At 65.0% G+C, this 19,064-nt stretch carries 24 protein-coding genes; 15 read left to right on the top strand and 9 right to left on the bottom strand.

The window, feature by feature from the left end; translation table 11 throughout:
• Positions 1 to 13: 13 nt before the first annotated feature.
• Complete coding sequence (locus tag AB4Y82_RS05140; RefSeq protein ID WP_441601788.1) at positions 14 to 556, bottom strand: SRPBCC family protein; 543 nt, start codon at positions 554 to 556, stop codon at positions 14 to 16.
• 162 nt (positions 557 to 718) lie between these two features.
• Here AB4Y82_RS05140 and AB4Y82_RS05135 point away from each other — a divergent pair, with 162 nt between their 5' ends.
• Positions 719 to 1,111, top strand: coding sequence for an MbcA/ParS/Xre antitoxin family protein (locus AB4Y82_RS05135; RefSeq protein WP_441601787.1), 393 nt, complete (start codon positions 719 to 721; stop codon positions 1,109 to 1,111).
• 161 nt (positions 1,112 to 1,272) lie between these two features.
• Entirely contained in the window at positions 1,273 to 1,956 is a 684-nt protein-coding gene (locus AB4Y82_RS05130; RefSeq protein ID WP_441601786.1) for an RES family NAD+ phosphorylase, read from the top strand.
• Positions 1,957 to 2,026: 70 nt separating this feature from the next.
• Here AB4Y82_RS05130 and AB4Y82_RS05125 read toward each other — a convergent pair whose 3' ends face one another.
• Both AB4Y82_RS05125 and phhA read right to left on the bottom strand, forming a co-directional pair.
• Entirely contained in the window at positions 2,027 to 2,644 is a 618-nt protein-coding gene (locus tag AB4Y82_RS05125; RefSeq protein WP_441601785.1) for an OmpW/AlkL family protein, read from the bottom strand.
• Between the two features lie 169 nt (positions 2,645 to 2,813).
• Positions 2,814 to 3,704, bottom strand: a complete 891-nt coding sequence (phhA, locus tag AB4Y82_RS05120) for a phenylalanine 4-monooxygenase (RefSeq protein WP_441601784.1) — start codon at positions 3,702 to 3,704, stop codon at positions 2,814 to 2,816.
• 145 nt (positions 3,705 to 3,849) lie between these two features.
• Between phhA and AB4Y82_RS05115 the strand changes: the two genes are divergently transcribed.
• From AB4Y82_RS05115 to AB4Y82_RS05055, 13 genes are all read left to right on the top strand, one after another.
• On the top strand, positions 3,850 to 4,326 hold the full coding sequence (locus AB4Y82_RS05115; protein ID WP_441601783.1) for an Lrp/AsnC family transcriptional regulator: 477 nt from the start codon (positions 3,850 to 3,852) through the stop codon (positions 4,324 to 4,326).
• A gap of 51 nt (positions 4,327 to 4,377) precedes the next feature.
• Positions 4,378 to 5,196, top strand: a complete 819-nt coding sequence (locus AB4Y82_RS05110; RefSeq protein ID WP_441601782.1) for a lysophospholipid acyltransferase family protein — start codon at positions 4,378 to 4,380, stop codon at positions 5,194 to 5,196.
• Positions 5,193 to 6,200, top strand: a complete 1,008-nt coding sequence (locus AB4Y82_RS05105; RefSeq protein ID WP_441601781.1) for a YheT family hydrolase — start codon at positions 5,193 to 5,195, stop codon at positions 6,198 to 6,200. Before AB4Y82_RS05110 ends, AB4Y82_RS05105 begins: the two co-directional genes overlap by 4 nt.
• A gap of 75 nt (positions 6,201 to 6,275) precedes the next feature.
• Positions 6,276 to 6,665 carry a DUF3224 domain-containing protein gene (locus AB4Y82_RS05100; protein ID WP_441601780.1) on the top strand — a complete coding sequence of 130 codons (390 nt, stop codon included), beginning with the start codon at positions 6,276 to 6,278 and terminating at the stop codon, positions 6,663 to 6,665.
• 61 nt (positions 6,666 to 6,726) lie between these two features.
• Positions 6,727 to 7,821, top strand: a complete 1,095-nt coding sequence (locus AB4Y82_RS05095; RefSeq protein ID WP_441611145.1) for a PQQ-dependent sugar dehydrogenase — start codon at positions 6,727 to 6,729, stop codon at positions 7,819 to 7,821.
• A 55-nt stretch (positions 7,822 to 7,876) separates the two neighbouring features.
• A complete protein-coding gene (locus AB4Y82_RS05090) occupies positions 7,877 to 8,497 on the top strand; it encodes a YbhB/YbcL family Raf kinase inhibitor-like protein (RefSeq protein WP_441601778.1) in 621 nt (206 codons plus the stop codon).
• Positions 8,498 to 8,627: 130 nt separating this feature from the next.
• The gene (locus AB4Y82_RS05085; RefSeq protein WP_441601777.1) at positions 8,628 to 8,783 is read left to right on the top strand and encodes a DUF1328 domain-containing protein; all 156 of its coding nucleotides are present in this window, start codon (positions 8,628 to 8,630) and stop codon (positions 8,781 to 8,783) included.
• 84 nt (positions 8,784 to 8,867) lie between these two features.
• The gene (locus tag AB4Y82_RS05080; RefSeq protein ID WP_441601776.1) at positions 8,868 to 9,233 is read left to right on the top strand and encodes a DUF883 family protein; all 366 of its coding nucleotides are present in this window, start codon (positions 8,868 to 8,870) and stop codon (positions 9,231 to 9,233) included.
• Between the two features lie 20 nt (positions 9,234 to 9,253).
• Positions 9,254 to 9,715, top strand: a complete 462-nt coding sequence (locus AB4Y82_RS05075) for an ABC transporter ATP-binding protein (RefSeq protein WP_441601775.1) — start codon at positions 9,254 to 9,256, stop codon at positions 9,713 to 9,715.
• Positions 9,712 to 10,023, top strand: coding sequence for a hypothetical protein (locus tag AB4Y82_RS05070; RefSeq protein ID WP_441601774.1), 312 nt, complete (start codon positions 9,712 to 9,714; stop codon positions 10,021 to 10,023). Before AB4Y82_RS05075 ends, AB4Y82_RS05070 begins: the two co-directional genes overlap by 4 nt.
• A gap of 95 nt (positions 10,024 to 10,118) precedes the next feature.
• Positions 10,119 to 11,186, top strand: a complete 1,068-nt coding sequence (locus AB4Y82_RS05065; protein ID WP_441602133.1) for an AI-2E family transporter — start codon at positions 10,119 to 10,121, stop codon at positions 11,184 to 11,186.
• Positions 11,183 to 11,644 (top strand): GNAT family N-acetyltransferase, encoded by a 462-nt coding sequence (locus tag AB4Y82_RS05060; protein WP_441601773.1) that lies wholly within the window; start codon positions 11,183 to 11,185, stop codon positions 11,642 to 11,644. The genes AB4Y82_RS05065 and AB4Y82_RS05060 overlap by 4 nt, the downstream gene beginning before the upstream one ends.
• A gap of 34 nt (positions 11,645 to 11,678) precedes the next feature.
• The gene (locus tag AB4Y82_RS05055; RefSeq protein WP_441611144.1) at positions 11,679 to 12,620 is read left to right on the top strand and encodes a prolyl oligopeptidase family serine peptidase; all 942 of its coding nucleotides are present in this window, start codon (positions 11,679 to 11,681) and stop codon (positions 12,618 to 12,620) included.
• Here the strand turns inward: AB4Y82_RS05055 and AB4Y82_RS05050 are convergent.
• The 6 genes from AB4Y82_RS05050 to AB4Y82_RS05025 form a co-directional block, all read right to left on the bottom strand.
• Entirely contained in the window at positions 12,614 to 13,591 is a 978-nt protein-coding gene (locus tag AB4Y82_RS05050) for a hypothetical protein (protein ID WP_441601771.1), read from the bottom strand. The genes AB4Y82_RS05055 and AB4Y82_RS05050 overlap by 7 nt on opposite strands.
• A gap of 127 nt (positions 13,592 to 13,718) precedes the next feature.
• Positions 13,719 to 14,486 (bottom strand): LytR/AlgR family response regulator transcription factor, encoded by a 768-nt coding sequence (locus tag AB4Y82_RS05045; RefSeq protein WP_441601770.1) that lies wholly within the window; start codon positions 14,484 to 14,486, stop codon positions 13,719 to 13,721.
• Complete coding sequence (locus AB4Y82_RS05040) at positions 14,483 to 15,559, bottom strand: sensor histidine kinase (RefSeq protein ID WP_441601769.1); 1,077 nt, start codon at positions 15,557 to 15,559, stop codon at positions 14,483 to 14,485. The genes AB4Y82_RS05045 and AB4Y82_RS05040 overlap by 4 nt, the downstream gene beginning before the upstream one ends.
• A gap of 112 nt (positions 15,560 to 15,671) precedes the next feature.
• Positions 15,672 to 16,643 carry a TolB family protein gene (locus AB4Y82_RS05035; protein WP_441601768.1) on the bottom strand — a complete coding sequence of 324 codons (972 nt, stop codon included), beginning with the start codon at positions 16,641 to 16,643 and terminating at the stop codon, positions 15,672 to 15,674.
• 139 nt (positions 16,644 to 16,782) lie between these two features.
• A complete protein-coding gene (locus tag AB4Y82_RS05030; protein ID WP_441601767.1) occupies positions 16,783 to 17,472 on the bottom strand; it encodes an SDR family oxidoreductase in 690 nt (229 codons plus the stop codon).
• 71 nt (positions 17,473 to 17,543) lie between these two features.
• Entirely contained in the window at positions 17,544 to 19,022 is a 1,479-nt protein-coding gene (locus AB4Y82_RS05025; protein WP_441601766.1) for an efflux transporter outer membrane subunit, read from the bottom strand.
• Between the last annotated feature and the right edge of the window lie 42 nt (positions 19,023 to 19,064).

Genomic DNA, 19,064 nt, shown 5'->3' with positions numbered 1-19,064 from the left:
CATTCGCGAAAACTCAGGGTTTGGCCGGTGTGCTCTTGCCGGTTTCCGCATAACGCTGCAGTCGCTGCAGCTGTTCCATCAGCATGCCGTTGGCGACCGGCGCAATCCTGTCGAGCCCGCTGGCGCTGGAACCGTTGACGCGGTATTCCAGCGCCAACGCGGTGCCTTCCGGCGCGGGCTTGAGCGTGAAGGTCAGCACGCCTTGCACGGCCATGGCTTGAAACGGACCCAGCGCGGCATCCATGCGCAGCAGATGGCCCGGCGCGGCCCAGATCACCCGGCCGTGCTGCACGCTCTGGTCATTCCAGCGTTCGCAGAAGCAGCCGCCGGCCTCGGCCTTGAGGCTCACGTGCGAGGCGTCGCCAGAGTAGGTGTGTTCGCTGTTCCACCACTTGGCTACGTCGATCAGCGCCGCATAGAGCTTCTCGGGCGGTGCGTGGACGGTGCGGGCGTCCTGGATCAGCAGGTGATCGGGCGCGGCTTCCTTCACCTCGGCGTGGACGGCGAGGGCATGGAACGACAGCAGCGTGGCGGCGGCAATGACTTGAATACGCATGGGTTTCCCTCTGATCGATGCCACGTGGGCGTCACCGGGCGGGCCGAGTATGCGGCGACCCGTGCGCGCGCTGTACTGGCCGAACGGCGGATGACCGGACCACTGGCGAAAAATGCATCAGTGGAGTAAATTGGCTCCTAACTTCACTGGGAGAGTTGAACCATGGCGGCTCATCTCCAGCCTGAAACCCATCCCATCGCCGATCTCGGCGGCCCCGCCTTGCGCGCTTTCTTCAATATCGCCGAGCGCTGGAACCTGCGCATTGCCGACCAGCGCCGCCTGTTGGGCGATCCGCCGGAATCCACTTTCTACAAGTGGAAGCGGCTGCAGAGCGGCACCCTGGGGCGCGACACGCTCGAGCGCATCAGCTACCTGCTGGGCATCTTCAAGGACCTGCAGATCCTGTTTCCCGATGCGGACCAGGCGGACGGCTGGGTCCATCGCGCCAACCGCTCCAGCTTGTTCGGCGGCCAATCGGCACTGGAACGCATGCTCTCGGGCAACGTCGCCGACCTTTATGTGGTGCGCCAGTACCTCGACGCCCAACGCGGCTGACCCCGACGCCTTTTGTAGGAGCGCACTTGTGCGCGACCGCAGACTTGCGGCTTTCCTCAGACATCCACCCCAGACAAAACCCTGCGCTCCACGTCGCAACCCCCGATACGCCCTCAGGCCATACTTCTCCCCTCTGGCAGACCGCGCGAGAGCTTCACGTCATGGCCGACATTCCACCGCTCAAACGCGTCCGCTGGGGTCACGCTTACCGCATCGTGCCCAGCCGTTTTCCGCCCATCGGCGTGTTCGACCGTATCGCTGATCCGGGCGACCTTGAAGCGCTGTACGCCATCGAGGCGATGACCAATCCGCGTCTGCGCAACGATATCGGCGACCTGCATCTGGTCCCGCCGGATCGGCGCATCAGTGGCCCCGGCAGCACGCCGGTGATGGCCGCGTTCACCCATCTCAATCCCGAAGGCAGCCGTTTTTCGGATGGCAGCTGGGGCGTGTTCTACGCCGCGCATAGTGTGGCCACGGCGGTCGAAGAGACGGTCTATCACCGCGAGCTGTTTCTGGCGGCAACGGCCGAGCCGCCGTGCGATATCGAGATGCGCTGTTACAGCACCAGCATCCAGGCCAAGTTGCACGACCTGCGTGGCGGTTGGAAACCCGAGCACGATCCGGACAACTACGCGGCAGGCGTTGCGCTGGCGCGCAAGCTGCGTGAGCAAGGTTCCGACGGGCTGGTCTACGACAGCGTGCGGCATGCCGGGGGCGAATGCGTCGCCGTGTTCTATCCCGACCGCGTGGCGCCCTGCGTGCAGGCGCAGCACCTGATGTACCGCTGGGACGGCAAGCGCATCGGCCAGGTGCTCACCGTGGATGAGTGGAAGCGCGGCTGAGCGCCTGCGAAAAAAACGGGGCCCTTCTTGCGAAGGGCCCCGCGCAGCTTCCGTGCCGACTGGTCTCCCCTTAGAAGCGGTAGCCGACGCTGGCGCCGAACACCACCGGATCGATCTTGGCGGTGCCTACCTTGGTGTTGTTGACCTTCACGTCGCTCTCGATATTGGCCCAGCGCACGTCCACCGTGGCCAGCCACTTCTCGGAAATCCTCAGGTCGAAACCCGCGCGCACGGCGCCACCCCAGCTGTTGGCGATGCTCACGCTGTTGCCGTAGAGCGCGCCGGTGCCATGCGTGCCGAAGAAGTTGGTGTAGTTGACGCCCACGCCCAGGAACGGCGACCAGGCCGCATCAGGCATGAAGTGATAGTTGACGCCGAAGGTCGGCGGCAATTGCTTGGTGCGCGCCACTGTGCCCAGGCCGGCGAGCTTGACGTCATGCAGGAACGGCCACGCACCCAGCGCGTCCACGCCCCAGTTCGGGGTGAACATGTATTCGAGGTCGATGGTCGGTCGCGTGCTGCTGCTCACGTTCGCACGTGCGCCGGCCAGGGTGCCGTTGTTGTCCTTGGGGGCGACCACGGCGCCGCCGACGCGCAGCACCCACGAATCGGTGCCTTCAGCGTGGGCCGTGGGAGCGGCGAGCGTGCCAAGAGCCGCGGCAATGACGAGGGGAAGCAGGACTTTCATGGCGTTGTTCCATCATGTTTTCGTTGGGGGACAACGTCATGGTCGTTAGGAAGTCGTTGCTCGCTGTTGATCCAGGTCATGTGCTCGTAGGGCATTCGGACGCAGGCGCGCACGCACGAAAAGGCCCGCGCGAGGCGGGCCTTCTGTGTCTTTGCGGTAGAGCTGACGATCAGGTGTCGGCGTTCGTCGCCCAGCCTTCGCGGTTGCCGCGCGTGAACACGCGGTCGCTCTCCAGCACGTCGCCTGCCGCATACGCCGGCTGCTCGCGCAGGCTGGCGTAGATCGGCGTGAAGTCCGGACGCGTCGCCTCGAACAGCTGTTCAAAGCTGTCGATGACGAAATACGTCTGCTGGAACGTGTCGATGCGGTAACGCGTGCTCATCACGCGCTCCAGGCCGAAGCCGATGCGGTTGGGCGAGGCCGAATCCAGCGAGTAGATCGACTCGCCCTTGGAGCTCACGATGCCGGCGCCGTAGATGCGCATACCGTCCTTGGTGTTGATCAGGCCGAACTCCACCGTGTACCAGTACAGGCGCGTGAGGTTCATCAGCGCTTCGGGGCCGATCGCGAAGGCCTTCATACCGCCGCGGCCGTAGGCCTGCATGTAGTCGGCGAACACCGGGTTGAGCAACAACGGCACGTGGCCGAACAGGTCGTGGAACAGGTCCGGTTCGCTGAGGTAATCGAGCTGGTCCGGCTTGCGGATCCACCAGCTCACCGGAAAGCGGCGATGCGCGAGATGGTCGAAGAACACCTCGTCCGGCAGCAGGCCTTCCACCGCGACCACTTCCCAGCCGGTCGCAGCGCCCAGCACCTTGTTGAGCTCGGAGAACTTGGGGATGCCGCCGGCGCCCATGCCGAAACGTGCCACGCCATCAAGGAATTCCTGACAGGCGCGGCCAGGCAGGAGGTCGCTCTGGCGCTGGTAGAGCGTGTCCCACACTTCATGGTCGGTAGCGGAGTAATCCGCCCAAGGCTGCTCCACCACGCCGGTGGCATACACCGGGACATAGCCGCGATCGGTCTGCTGATGTTCGACGCGGCGGGGAGGGGTGTTCATGGCGTGCTCCTGGAAACAAGGCCGACCTGCTTGGATAAGCCAGCATAGGGCGATTGCCGCGCACGATGATTGTTTTATTGCATTGATTCAGTTCAGCTAAGCAATAATCGTGTTCCCTCATCCGTATCTATGGAGATTTATTGCCATGGCTACCTTGGACCGCACCGATCTGCGGATTCTGGCCGTCCTGCAGTCCGACGGCCGCATCACCAATGCCGACCTGGCCGAGAAGGTCAGCCTGTCGCCTTCGGCCTGTCTGCGCCGCCTCCAGCGCCTGGAGGCCGACGGCGTATTGACCGGCTATACCGCCCAGGTGGATCCCCAGGCCGTAGGGCTGGGCCTGCAGGCTTTTGTCCGCGTGCAGCTGGGCAAGCATGAGAGCGCCGTGGTCGAGCGCTTCGTGGAGCTGGTGAACGGTTGGCCGGAGGTGGTGTCCTGTTATGCGCTGACCGGCGACATGGACTACCTGTTGCATGTCTATGTGGCTGACCTGCAGGATTTTTCGCGCTTCCTGCTGGATCGCCTGCTGAACGCGTCGGGGGTGGCCGATGTCAATTCCAGCTTCGTGCTGCGGACCGTGAAACGGTCCTCGGCCTTGCCCCTGTCGCAGCTGGAACATTGATGCTGCGACGCGGGGACGCAGGGGTCGACTAACGCTAAACTAACCGGACTGATGAATAGCCAATCCCTCTCCGCCCCAGCCCGCCGAGACGTCATTCGGCCCCTGCGCTACTTCTGGCGCGTGCCGCTGCTGCTGCTGCACATCGTATTGGGCGTGCTGCTGTGTGCCCTGGTGCTTACCTGGCGCCGTGACGCGGTGATGAAAGATGGCCGCGAGCCGTTTGCGCATCGCACCATCCGCTGGTGGTCGACAGCCCTGCTCCGCATCTTCGGTCTGCGCTCTGTGCGCGTTGGCCAGCCGCTGGCCGATCCTGTGCTGTTCGTCGCCAACCACACCTCCTGGATCGATATCGAGCTGCTGCACAGCCAGCGCGCGGCGTGCTTCGTGGCCAAGGCGGAAATTGCCAGCTGGCCGCTGGTGGGCTGGCTGGCGTCGGCGGGCGGCACCATTTTCCATCGCCGCGGCAGCAATCACTCGCTGGCAGCGGTGATGCAGGTGATGGTGGATCGGCTGCGCGGGGGGCGTTCCGTGGCGGTCTTCCCGGAGGGCGGTACCGGACACAACGGCGTGTTGCGCGTCTTCCATGCGCGCATCTTCCAGGCGGCGCTCGATGCCGAGGTGCCGGTGCAGCCGGTGGCGCTGCGCTTTGCGCGCGACGGCCGTCGCGTCCTGGATGCCGGTTTCCGCGAGCACGAGAACTTCATGCAGAACTTCCTGCGGCTGCTGGGCGAAGCCCCGCTCGACGCCGAAGTGCATTTCCTTGAACCCGTGCCGGCTGCGCCGGACGCGCGCCGTCGCATGGCGGAAACCTCGCGCGAGCGCATTGCGATGGCGCTGGAAGACAAGCCGGAACACGAAAAACACGCATGACGCTGCCCCGGGGTAAGGATTTTCAGCCACCGTGGCCGCTACGCAGTGGCCACATCCAGACCATGCTGTCCTCCAGCGGCGTGCGGCGCCTGATGCTGCCCAAGGCGGCGCAAACGGTGCTGCAGGATTCCCAGCAGGTGGTGGTGAATGGCGGTGATGGCGTGCGCCTCACCGGTGCCTACACCAGGCAGAGGACGCAATCGGAATCGCGCGGTCTGGCCGTCTTGTTCCATGGTTGGGAAGGCAGCGTTGATTCCACGTATGTGCTGCAGACGGGAAGCCGGCTGCTGGCCGATGGCTGGGACGTGTTCCGCCTGAATTTCCGCGATCACGGCGACAGCCATCACCTCAACGAGGCCTTGTTCCATTCCTGCCGCATCGACGAAGTGCTGCATGCGCTGAACGACATTGCGCAACGCTTCCCGTCGCGACCGCTTGCGCTGGCGGGTTTTTCGCTCGGCGGCAACTTCGCCTTGCGCGCGGCCATGCACGCGCCGGCGGCAGGCCTGCCATTGAGCTATGCGCTGGCGGTGTGCCCGATCATCGATCCGGGTGAAGGCCTGTTCTCGCTGGAAGGGCAGGCGCCGTGGTTCTACCAGGCGTACTTCATGCACAAGTGGCGGCGTTCGCTGCAGGCCAAGCAGGCGGCCTTCCCGCACGTGCAGTATTTCGAACTGGCCGAGCTCAAGCAGAGTCTGCGCGGACTGACCGCGTCGCTGGTCTCGCGGCACACCGATTTCGGTTCGCTCGAAGCCTATCTGGACGGCTATTCCGTGGCCGGTCGCGCGCTGGAAGGCATGCACGTGCCGTGCACCATTCTTACCGCGCGCGACGATCCGGTCATCCCCGTGGCGGCATTCGAACGACTCGATCTGCCGGCGAATGTGGAGCTGGATATCTCCGACTACGGCGGCCATTGCGGCTATATCCGCGGCTGGGACATGACCAGCTTCACTGACGAGTACATCGCCGCACGTTTCAATGCCGTGGTGGCGCAGCGATAGCACTGCGCGGCCTTGTGGCTGTCACAACGGCATTCCATCATCCGTCTCACCACCGTTCTGCCTGGAGACCCGGCCATGCATGCCAAGGGCACGTTCGAAGTGAAGATCACGCCGCAGCCTCCGCAGGCAGGCATTGACGATCCCGGTGTTGGCCGTCTGGTGATCGACAAGGTCTTCCAGGGCGATCTGCAGGGCCATAGCAAGGGAACGATGCTCGCCGTCGGCACGCCGATCGACGGTTCGGCAGGCTACGTGGCGATGGAGTGGGTCGAAGGCAGCCTGCACGGGCGTCATGGTCGTTTCGCACTGCAACACAGCGGCAGCATGCATCGCGGGTCGCCGCAGCTGTCGGTAACCATCGTGCCCGATTCGGGCACTGACGAACTGGCGGGCATCGAAGGCGCGCTCACCATCACCGTCGCCAACGGCGTGCATTCCTACGACCTCCACTACAGCCTGGCGTGAAACGTTTCCCCGTCGCCGCGATGGCGCTACGCTTCGACACTCCCGCGATGGAGTGCCGTCCATGCTCAAGTTGATGCTGGGTTTGTTCGGATGTCTGGTGGCCTGCACAGCCATGGCGGCGCCCCCACTGGAAAAGCTCACCTTGCCCAAGGGGTTCCATGTCGCCGTGTACTCGGACCAGGTGCCCAATGCGCGCGAGATCGCGCTGGGCGCCAAGGGCACGGTGTTCGTCGGCTCCAATAGCGCGGGCAAGGTCTATGCGCTTACCGACAGCAGGCACGACGGCCACGCGGACAAGGTGCGCGTGATCGCCAGCGGCCTGAAGTTGCCGGTGGGCGTGGCCTTCAGGAATGGCGATCTGTACATCTCGGCGGTGAGCAAGATCCTGGTGCTGCGCGACATCGAGAATCATCTCGACGATCCGCCCAAGCCCGACGTGGTCTTCGACAAGTTTCCCACCGAGACGCATCACGGCTGGAAGTTCATCGCGTTCGGTCCCGACGGCAAGCTCTACGTGCCGGTGGGTGCGCCGTGCAATATCTGCGACAAGGACAAGGACTACGCCAAGCTCACGCGCATGAACGCCGATGGCAGCGGCCTGGAAGATGTCGCCTCAGGTATCCGCAATACCGTGGGATTCGACTGGCAGCCCAAGACCAGGCAGCTGTGGTTCACCGACAACGGAGGGGACCTGATGGGCGATGACATGCCCAGCGACGAGTTGAATCGCCTGTCGCACGTGGGCGAGCACTTCGGTTATCCCTATTGCCACCAGGGCGACACACTCGATGCGGAGTTCGGCCAGGGCAAGAACTGCAAGGATTACAGTGCGCCGATCTACAAGCTCGGTGCGCACGTGGCGGCGCTGGGCATGCGCTTTTACGAGGGTTCGCAGTTCCCCGCCAACTACAAGGGCGCGATCATCGTGGCGGAGCATGGCTCGTGGAATCGCACCAGGAAGTCCGGCTATCGCGTGATGGTCGCTCATCTGAGCGGCGACAAGGTCACCGCCTATGAGCCTTTGCTGGACGGATTCGAGCAGAACGAACAAACCTGGGGCCGGCCGGTCGACGTGCAGCCGCTCCCCGACGGCAGCGTGCTGGTGAGCGACGACCTGGCCGGCGCGCTCTACCGCGTGACGTACCAAAACCCCTGACGCGCCGCGGCTTGCGCGACGCTTCACCCACTCGCTTTGATCCCGGAGAACGACCTTGCAATTGCGTAGCGACAGTTTCGAACACGGTCAGGCGATGCCGGCCCGACTGGCTTTCGGCAAACGCGGCGAACCCTTCGCCTTGTCCGACAACCTCAGCCCGCACCTGGCGTGGAAGGATGCACCGCATGCCACGCGTTCCTTCGTGCTGGCGGTGTTTGACTTCGACGTGCCCAGCAAGCCGGACGACGTGAACCAGGAAGGACGCACCGTGCCGGCCGATTTGCCGCGCGTGGAATTCGTGCACTGGCTGATGGCCAATATTCCGGTGGAATGCGGCGAACTGGCCGAAGGCGCCTGCAGCGACGGCATCGTGCCGCGCGGCAAGCGCGCGCCGTACGGCCCGCCGGGCAGCGTGCAGGGCGTGAACGACTACACCGGCTGGTTTGCCGGCGATGCCGACATGCGCGGCGAATATCTCGGCTACGACGGCCCGTGCCCGCCGTGGAACGACTCCATCGTGCATCACTACCATTTCCGCCTGTACGCGCTGGATGTGGAAAGCCTCAAGCTGGCCGATGGTTTCACCGTCAGCGCATTGCGCGCGGCGATGGACGGCCATGTGCTGGCCGAGGCCGAGCTGATGGGCAGCTATACGATCAATCCCGCAGCCGTTTAGACGACCTTGTCGCCAGCGTGAACGGCGACCAAAGGGCGGCGTGGGCTGAGATCATTTTCACGCTCGCAAGGCATGGGCTGTGGGTGAATGGTCGGCAGGACGATGTCATGTCCGCTGAGAGGATCGCCCCATGCTGCACTACGCCCTGGTATTCCTGGTCATCGCCATCATTGCTGCCTTGTTCGGTTTCACCGGCATTGCCGGTACCGCTGCCAGTATCGCGAAGATCCTGTTCGTCGTCTTCCTGATCCTGGCTGTGATCGCCTTTTTCAGGCGCGCGAGCTGAGCGAACGGCGCATCGGGCTGAATCCCGATGCGCTTCGCGGCACCGATTCAAGACCATTGCATGTCCGCTTCAACGGAGAACGTCATGAACAAGCAAGTCCAGGCGCACGAGGAAAACACCGCTGCCGAGCGCATCGAGGAACGCGCCGAGCGCATCAAGCAGGCGACCACCAGCGCCGTGAGCAGCACCAAGGAAGCGGTGGATCGCGCGGCCGACAAGGTCGAGGACAGCCTGCATCGCGCCACCGACAAGGCCGCCGATACCGCCACCCGCGCCTCTGAGAAAGCCGACGAATATCGCCAGCGTGGACGTGAGGTGTACGACGAGGCCGTCGACCGCGCCGACGAATGGCTGGACCGTGCACGCGACTATGTGCGCGAGAAGCCCGTGCAGTCCGTAGCCATCGCCCTTGGCGCCGGCTGGCTGCTTGGCCGCATACTCCGTCGCTGATAGACGACTGAGGACAGGGGATGGACCAGACCGGACGCGAAGACGCGCCCGCCGCGCCTGACGAGACGCCACCTCCTGCGCCACCGGGCCTGCTGGACGATATCGGCCGTCTCGGTCGGGCTTTTCAAAAGCTCTTTGGGGCACAACTGAAGCTGTTGTCCGCCGAATTGGGGCTGGCGCGCAGCGCCGTCCACTGGCTGCTCATCGCCGGTCTGGTCGCCACCGTGGCGGCCGTAGGCATGGGGCTGACCCTGCTGGGCCTGATCGGCTGGCTGCTGGCGCAGTGGCTCGGCTCGTGGGCCTGGGCGTTGGCCGCGCTATCGCTGGTGGAGCTGCTGTTTCTCGCCGGCGCGATGCTGTTGTTCCGCCGCTGCATGCACTGGATGACGCTGCCCGCGACGCGGAACGAGTGGAGTGCGATGATGCGTGACACCCTGCGTCGTCCCGGTCCGCAGGGCAGCAACCCGGAGGACGTGCCGTGAGCCTCTTCAAGCAATTGCATGCGGTACGTACGGCGGAGAACCGTGCACGGGATGCCCGCGAGGAGCTGGCGGTACCCGCCCAGGCCTTGTTGGCGCGTGGACAACGCCATCCGCTCACGACCGTAGGCTTGGCCGCGGGCGCGGGTTTCGTGCTCGGCAAGCTCAATGTGCATCCGCTACGCGTGCCGGGCCTGGGCGCGCTGCTGAGCGGCACCGCAGCCGAAGTCGTGGGCCAGGCCATGCGACTGGTGGCCGAGTTCACGCAGAACGCCGGCGACGTCACGCAGGACACCGGCGACTTCACATGAACACGCCGATGTCATCGCTGCCGCCCGTCGCTGAAGGTGACGCGGCGCAACCGGAGGTACCCGTCGACGCGATGGTGCCCAGCCGCGAGCCGCGGATGAACCTGATGCGGGTGCAGCGCACGCAGAGTGCACGCCGGCACCTGCGCGGTATCCGCGTCGTGCTCAATATCTTCCTGGCGTTGGCGCTGATGTATACGGTGACCATCACCAAGCAGCTGCTGATACCGCTGGTGCTCGCCTCGTTCATCGGCCTTGCGCTCAATCCCATCGTGGCGCGTTGCTCGAGCATCGGGATTCCGCGCTGGCTGGCGGCCAGCGTGCTGATGATCGGCCTGATGACGGCCATCGGATTCGGCGTGGGTGCGCTCACCCAGCCCGCCCTGGGCTGGGTGCACGAAGCGCCGACGGCGATCCGCAGCTTTATCCCGAAGCTGCGCAACTTCACCCAGCCGCTTGAGGCGGCCAACCGCGCCACCCAAGGCCTCACGGGGCCCACGAAGGTACAGGCTTCGGCGCAGTCGCCGCTCTCCATCACCGTGTGGGACATCGTGGCGACCACGCCGAAGGTCCTGGCCGGCGTGCTCACCGTGGTCTTATTGGTGTTCTTCTTCCTCGTCTACGGCGACCTGATGCTGCGACGACTGGTGGAGGCATCGCCCAACTTCGGCTACAAGCGACACGCCGTCCACGTGGTGCGCGGCATCCAGTACGAGGTGTCGCGTTACATCCTCACGGCGACGCTGATCAACTTCGGCCTTGGCGCCGTCACCGCCGGCATGCTGTGGCTGTATCACATGCCCGATCCCTTGCTGTGGGGCACGGTGGCGATGCTGGCCAACTTCATTCCCTACGTGGGCGCGATCAGCACCACGACCGTGCTTGCGGTGGTGGGCCTGCTCAACTTCAACGAGCCGGGTGCGGCCCTGCTGCCGGCTCTCACGTTCGCCGGCATCACGGCGGTCGAAGGCAACCTGGTGACGCCGCTGATCCAGGGGCATCGCATGCGCCTGAGCCCGATCGCGATCCTGCTGTGGCTGCTCTTCTGGGGCTGGTTGTGGGGCATCCCGGGTGCGCTACTGGCGGTGCCGATGCTCACCAGCGCCAAGCTGGTGGCCGAACGCGTGCGCGGCTGGCGCTGGTTTGCACGCATGGTGCAGCGTTGACGGCTCGCTTCGCGATCCGCGCGGTTGGCGCGCAGGACTTCGATGCGTGGAAGCCATTATGGGACGGCTACAACGCGTTCTACGGCCGCAGCGGCGACACCGCGCTGGCGCAAGAGATCACGCGCGAGACGTGGTCGCGCTTTCTCGCGGCAGACGAACCGATGCACGCGCTGGTGGCCGAAGGCGATGGCCAGCTGCTGGGACTGGCGCACTACCTGTTCCATCGCAGCACCATCAGCCGCGCGAACAGCTGCTATCTGCAGGATCTGTTCACCATACCGGCGGCACGCGGCATGGGTGTCGGACGCGCGTTGATCGAAGCGGTGTATGCCAACGCACGCCAGGCCGGTGCATCGCGCGTGTACTGGCAAACCCATGAAACCAATACCAACGCGATGCAGCTCTACGACCAGCTAGCCGAGAAGTCAGGGTTTATTGTCTACCGCAAGCCGTTGTAGCGTCGCCGTAGACTCACCGACGCGGGTAAGCGCCATGCACGTTTCGTTCGCGGTCCGACTCGGCGCCATGGCGCTACTACTTGCGGGCAGCTGTTCCGCGATGGCAGCGACGACGTCGACGGACGGGCTTCATCGTTGCGAGGCGCAAGGCCGTGCCACGCCGACGGTTGCGCAAACGACGCTCAATGGCGTGCCCGCCATCGTGCGCATCCCCACGCATATCGACAAAGCGCCGATCATCCTGTGGCACGGCTTCGGCCCACCGGCCAGCGAGAGCGCCATGATGGAGGCGCTGCCGCTCGACGAGGTCGGTGCGGTGAAGATCTACCTCGGCCTCCCTCTGTTCGGCGCGCGAGCACCGTCTGGTGGCATGAAGGAACTCGCGCGGCGGCAGGGCGAGGATCTTGGCCTGGAAGTGTTCAAGCCCGTGGTCGCTGGCGCCGCGGATGAGCTGTCGAACGTGGTCGCGGCCTTGGTCGAGCATGGCTGCATGAAGGCTGGCAGCGCGGTTGGCCTGGTCGGCTTCTCCGCCGGCGGCGCAGCAGCGCTCTACGCGTTGTCGCAGGGCAGGGTGAAGATCGAAGGCGCGGTGCTGCTCAACCCGTCAACGGGTCTGACCGATTCGGTGCAGGCCTATGAGAAAGCGACGAGGCAGACCTACACCTGGTCACCCGCGTCGCGCGAACTGGCCCACCAGACCGACGCGGCCGCGCACACCGCCGATATCGCACGACATCGTCCCGCGTTGCTGTTCCTGCAAGGTGCGAACGACGCGGTGCTCGATGGGAAAGCGGTGTCGGCGCTGTGCGCCGGGCTAAAGCCGTTGTATGGCGATCAGGTATCGCGGCTGCAGTGTCGCCTGCTGGCCGGCATGTCCCATCAATGGGCCGCCGATCCTGCGTCGCTGGCGCTGGTGCGCAAGGCCGTCGGCGCATGGTTCTCGGATATCCCAGCCGCATCGACGACGACTCATTGATCGATGCCATGCGCCTTCAGCACATCGCTGATGTCGAACAGCCACACGTTGCGCGAACCATTGAGCGGTTCACCCAGGCGTTGCTGCAGCGACGCGATATCGTCCTTGGGCTTGGGAAAATTCACCGTGCTCTGGCGGCTGCTCGAAACATACAGCTCGCCGAATTGACGGCCCAGCGAGGGCGCATTTTCCAGCGCGGTGCTGTTGACGTCGCCAGCCAGATGCAGCGGCTTGCCCCAGCGGCCATCGGGCTCGCGAAAGGCAATGTACAAGTCCGCGCTGCCTAGCGAATCGCCTTCGTTGCCAGCGTAGATGAGGAAGCGCTGGTCCGGATCGACGCAAGGATCCATGCGATTGTGTTCCAGGTCGCCCAACGCCACGCGCTCAGGTTTCGCGTAGCCGTTGGCGGTGTGTCGCGCCACATAGACTTGATACGCCTTGCCCGAATCGTCGCGATGAGCCGAAAAATAGATGTCGCCATTGGACGCGACCGAAGGGTTGTAAATCATCGCGCCATCATTGAGTGCGCCATCGACATGGACGGGCTTGCCCCAACGGCCGTCCGACTGTTGTTCGACGTACCACAGGTTGGTGCCGGCAAACGTCTGGCCACCCATTTCGGCCATCACCGGCACGTCGCCATCATGCACAGGCCGATTGGAGACGAAGTAAAGGCGCTTGCCATCCGGTGACAGCGCCGGCTCGGAATCGTGCCATTGGCCGGAAAACGACACGACCTCGGGTGTGGTCCAGTCCTGGCCGCGCCGATGCGTGACAAGAATGGTGTCGTCCTTCTCGGCAAAATCCGAGCGCATGAAATACAGCGTCTTGCCATCGGGACTCACGGCCGCCGAGGTCTCCTGCAAGCCGGTGGAGATCACGCCTGGCCCGACCAACTCGCCCGCACCGGCATTGGCGGCTATCAGGGCGAGGGCCAACAGGCCGGCCGGGATGAACAGTTGCGACGGCATGCACGATGCTCCAGCAGAGGGGACGGTGGGTCCGCCACACCATGGAGCACAGGTGTGCGAGCTGCAGCAGGTTTGTGACTGGCGGCCAGAGCGGCGTGATGAGCGGTCGACGCAGGCGCGTCGGCGGTCAGGCCATACCCAGGGCGCGACGTGCGTGCAGGCGGAAGCGGCGGCTGAGGCTAAGCCGCGTGCCGTCCTGCAACACCACTTCCGCGCTGCCCTGGAACAGGGGATGCACTTCGCGTATGCGTTCCACGTTCACCACGATGCCGCGGTGTATGCGCAGGAAGCAGGCCGGATCGAGCACGGCAAGCAGGTGGCGCAGCGACTCGCGGTGGAGATAGGTCGCGCTGCCGGCATGGATATGCACGTAGTTGCCGTCGGCGCGGATCCAGTCGATATCGCTGGCGGCAATCACGCGGATATGCTCGCCATGCTGGACACTGAGCCGCTGCAGATAGGGCGATGCGGGCACCTGCGCTGCACCTGAAGTCGCGACCGGGACGGGCAGAGCGTGCAAGCCCTGCCAATGGCGCCGCACGCGAATCATCGCCTGGTCAAAACGCTCCTGGTCGATCGGCTTGAGCACGTAGTCGATCGCATTGGCGTCGAAGGCGCGCAGCGCGTGCTGGCCGTACGCGGTGGCAAACACCACCATCGGCAGACCGTCGCGCTTGAGTCCATGCAACAGACGGAAGCCATCCATGCCCGGCATGCGGATGTCGAGGAACATCAGGTCCGGTTCCAGCGCTTCGATCGCCTGTCGCGCTTCGCTCGCGTTGCCGCACTCGCCCACGATCGTCACATCCGCATGCGATGCCAGCGCCTGCCGGATGGCCAGCCGTGCCAGGACCTCGTCGTCGACGATCAAGGTGCGGATAGGCGGCGTAGTCATGCGGCCTCCCGGAACGGAAAGCGCAGTTCCACCCGTGTGCCGCCTTCGGGCTTGCGTTGCAGTTCCAAGGTGGCGTCCTGGCCGAACAGCATGTCCAACCGGGTGCGCGTATTGCCCAGGCCCAGCCCGTCCTTGGGACCGTCGGGCGGCAGGCCGATGCCGTCGTCGTCCACGCGCAGCAGGAGATTGTCGCCATCGCGTCGCGTGGAAATATGCAGCGTGCCGCGCTCCGTCTTCTCCAGCAGCCCGTGGCGCAGCGCATTCTCCACCAGCGGCTGCAGGATCATGTTGGGCACCAGCGCTCGCAGCGTGTCGGCGGAAACATCGATGTGGGTGCTCAGACGATCCTGGAAGCGCACCTGCTGGATGCCGAGATAACAGGTGAGGAATTCCACTTCACGCGATAGCGGTACCTGTTGCGCGTGCCGCTCTTCCAGGGTGAGGCGAAGAAAATCACTCAGTCGCGCGATCATCTGCCGCGCCTGCACCGGGTTGGCCAATGCCAGCGCCGAAATGGCGTTGAGCGTGTTGAACAGGAAGTGCGGCTGCAGTTGCACGCGCAAGGTCTGCAGCTGCGATTGCACCAGCTGCGTTTCAAGCTGCGAGTTGCGCAGGCGTTCGTCGCGCAGCCGGCGCTGTGAATCGATGGCGCGCAACACCACCAGGATCACGCCGTAAGTAAGCCAGCTGAGATGGAAGTTATAGGCGAACTGCATGCGCGAGAACGCACTGAAGCTGATGTTCGGTCGCGAGAGGGGCGGCCCGCACAGCGTCCAGTAGATGGCCAGCACCAGCATCACCTGCAGCGCCGCGAGCAGGATGCTGGCGGGCAGGTGCACTGCCCAGAAGCGACGCCAGCCACCGTGGCCGCCGATGCTGCCCAGCCACGCCACGACGGGCGTGAGCAACATCCACAGATAGGCGTTGGTGAGGTTCCAGGTGAATGGGCGGGTCCAGGTGAACACCTCGCCCTCGCTGATCATGGAGATCACCGAGCTGGCCGTGTAGGACAGGCCCAGCAGGGTCCAGAAGACGAACACGAGCGCCCAGATCTTCCAGCGTGGCGCAGTCATCAGGTCGGACACCGGAACCTCGCAGGCACGAGCCGCTGCAGTGAACTCCCCCAGTCTGGACGCCCGTAATGTACGGCAACAGTGCCTGAAGACATCGTTAGTGCGGCCTCGCTCAACTTGCCATGCAGGCTGCAGCGGCCGCCACCAGGCGATCGCCCAGTCTGGCCAGCCAGGGAGCGAGCGAGACGCGCCAGATATGGTCCGCGTTGGCGCTCGACGTTTTCCCTGAAAGCGAGGCGGGCAGGGCGCGATCGCTGGAGAAATACAGCGTGCGATGGTCGCAGCCCAGCTGAGAGCCCATATTGTGCGTGCCGCCGTTCACCGCGTCGCCCAGGTCCTGCGGCGTGCTCCAGTTGTCGTCGGTGTGAAAGGCAATCGCCAGCCGATACGGCTGCGAGGGTTCGTGCTTGATGCTGAAGACCATGAACGAACGATCGGGGGCAATGGCGACATCGCGGATCTGCGCGTCCTTGTCGCCCACCGCCACCACATAAGATGCCTGGTACTGACCGTGCTCGTACGCCGCGCGCAGCGGACGCAGCACACCATCGGGTGCACAGCCGATGTAATAGACGCTGTTGTCCGCCGCGATGCTGGGCGCGAACGTGCTGGTGCAGGTATTGACGGCGTCGGGCAAGCGCACGGGTTCGCTCCAGCCGTCGCCTTTGCGATCGACGCGCCACAGGTTCATGCCCTGGCCGACCAGACGCTGGCCTTTGCGGATGGCGTCGAGGGCTTGCCCGTCCTTCGTGGCGGGCCGGTTGGAGGCGAACAACAAAAACGAACCGTCCGGCGCTATCGCCGGGTCACCGTCGCGCCATTGGCCGGAAAAGGAAGCGACCGCTGGCGTCGACCAGTGTCCGTCGACGCGGTGCGACGCCATCACCGTGGCGCCATGGTCGGTTCCGCGCATGAAATAGACCGTGTTGCCGTCCGGTGTGAAGGCCGGTGAGGCGTCATCGGAGGCATGCAGGTCGCCGCCGGGAACAAACACAGTCGGCGCGGCCGCCGATGGCTCGATCGATGAAGATGGCAGCAACGGCCAGATCGCCAACAGCACGACGCATATCATCTGTTGCCACATGGTGCGAACTCCCGGGCCAACCGGAGCCCTTCAGCACGCACAAACTAGAGCGATCACGGCATGGCGTCGCCGCATTTGTGACGACCGGCGTGGTGGGAGCCACGAGCGGTCTCTCGCCATGGACTACCGGTGGGATGCGCTACCAGTCGATGCGCTGTCTGTCGCGAAAGAAGCCGCCGTTGACGGCCGGGCGCGAGGGCAGCATGGCGGCCCAGACGATCCCCGCGGCGCCATCGGCGACGGGGCGTCCACCGTGGCCGCCCATATCGGTGGCGACCCAGCCGGGGCATACGGCGTTCACCAGGATGCCGCTGCCGGCGAGTTCCGCGGCGAGCATGCGCGTGTGGCTGTTGAGCGCGGCCTTGGACACGCGATAGGCGGGACAACTCGCGCCGTCGCTGTCGTTGGCGCCGCAGCCGCTGGAGACGTTCACGATGCGCCCGTAGCCATGCCGCTGCATCAGCGGAAGCATGGCCTCGGTCAATTGCCAGGCGCCGATCAGGTTGGTTTCCAACGCCTGCCGGACCAGGCTGAGGTCGACCGACGATGCCTGATTGTCCACATCGAAATACGCGCCGGCGTTGTTGATCAGGATATCCAGCCGGCCATATTCGCCCTCGATGCGCGCGGCCAGTTCGCGCACGCACTCCAGCGAGGTGACATCCAGCGGCACGGATACCACCGTGCCGCCTTCGCGCCGCAATTGTCGTGCTGCCTTTTCGCCAGCCAGTGGACGGCGTGCACCCAGCAACACGGTGACGCCTTCGGCGGCGAGCTGGCGCGAGATCTCAAAACCCAGCCCGCGATTGGCGCCGCTGATCAGCGCCACGCGCTGTGACGGCTCCGGGTCGGCCGTCGCCGCGCGACGTCGTGAAGGCCTCCCCGGAAACGCCACCGCGTTCATGGCGTCGCGGCCAGCTGGTCGCAACGCTCGCTGGCGCAGGCCTGCCAGCCACCGCCAAGCGCCTTGTACACCGACACGGCGCGCAGATTGATGGCGGCCTGCGCATCGGCCAGCGAGTCCTCCGCTTCCAGCTGAGTGCGCTCGGCATCGAGCAACAGCAGGAAGTCGGCAGCACCTTCGTTGTAGCGGATGCGCGCGAGGTCGGCCGCGTGGCGGCTATTGGTCACCTGATCCTGCAGCTTGAGCACGCGCTCGCGCTGCAGGTTGTAACCGACGATGGCGTTGTCCACATCTTCCACCGCCTGCAGCACGGTGCGCTGATAGCTCGCCAGCGCGGCATCGGAACGCGCCTCGCTGGCCTTCACGTTGGAACGCACGCGCTGCACATTGAGGCCCGACCAGGTGATGCTCGGCGCGATCGACCAGGCGCGTGATTGCGCCCCGCCGAAGTCGTTGCTGCGGCCAGCAAGAAAGCCGAGGAAACCGCCCAGCTGGATATGCGGGTAGTAATCCGCCTTGGCCACGCCGATGCGCGCATTGGCGGCGGCCAGTTCGCGCTCGGCGATGCGGATGTCCGGACGGCGTTGCAGCACGTCACCCGCGTTGCCGATATCCAGTGCCACGTCGATCGGCTTGAAGCCCTTCGGCGAGACATCGATATCCAGCTCGCCCGGACGCTCGCCCAGCAGCACGGCAAGACGCGAGGTGTCGTTCTGGGCCAGGGTCTGCAGGGTGGGCAGCTGCGCTTCGACGAAGTTCAGTCGCGCGGTGGCGCTCGCCACATCCTGCTCCGAACCCGTGCCGATATCGGAACGGGCATGGATCAGGCGCAGCGATTCGCGCTGGTTCTCGATGTCGCGATTGGCCACGTCGATGCGCAGTTGCACGCCACGCAGATCGAAGTAGTAGCGCGCGACTTCCGCGAACAACGTCACCTGCGCATCCTGCAACGATGCTTCGCTTGCGCCGGCGTCGGCACGCGCGGCTTCCACCGAGCGACGCACGCCACCGAACAAGTCGATCTCCCAGCTGGCATCGAAGCCGGCCTGGTAGCTGGTGATGGTGGTGCGCTGGTCGGTGAAACCCGGCTGCTGTTCGCGGGCTCGCGAATAGTTGGCGACGGTTTCCACGTCGGGAATCTGCTGCGACTTCGCCACGCCGAGCAAGGCGCGCGATTCACGCAGGCGCGCATAGGCGATCTTCAGGTCGGGGCTGTTCGCCGCCGCGCGCTGGATCAGTGCTTCCAGCGTGGGGTCGTTGAACTGCTTCCACCATTGGGCCTGGAAGGTCTGGGTGGATTCCTGCGCATTGACGCCTTGCAGGGCCACCGGCTTTTCCTGGGGCGCATGGTAGTCGGGGCCAACACTCACGCAGCCGGACAGCATGATGGCGGCGGCGATGGCGGTGACTTTCTTGGCGGTGTTGCGGCGCGATACGGGTTCGCAGGCGCAGTCATCGACCAGTGCGAAATCCATGTGGCCGACGCCCGACTCTAGCGTGTCGCTCCGCTGGCCCCT

It is taken from the genome of Dyella sp. 2YAF14 (genome assembly GCF_052114725.1).
Classification (GTDB): Bacteria; Pseudomonadota; Gammaproteobacteria; order Xanthomonadales; family Rhodanobacteraceae; genus Dyella.
The sequence above is the reverse complement of the archived record's forward strand: the minus strand, read 5'-3'. Positions and strand labels throughout refer to the sequence as shown.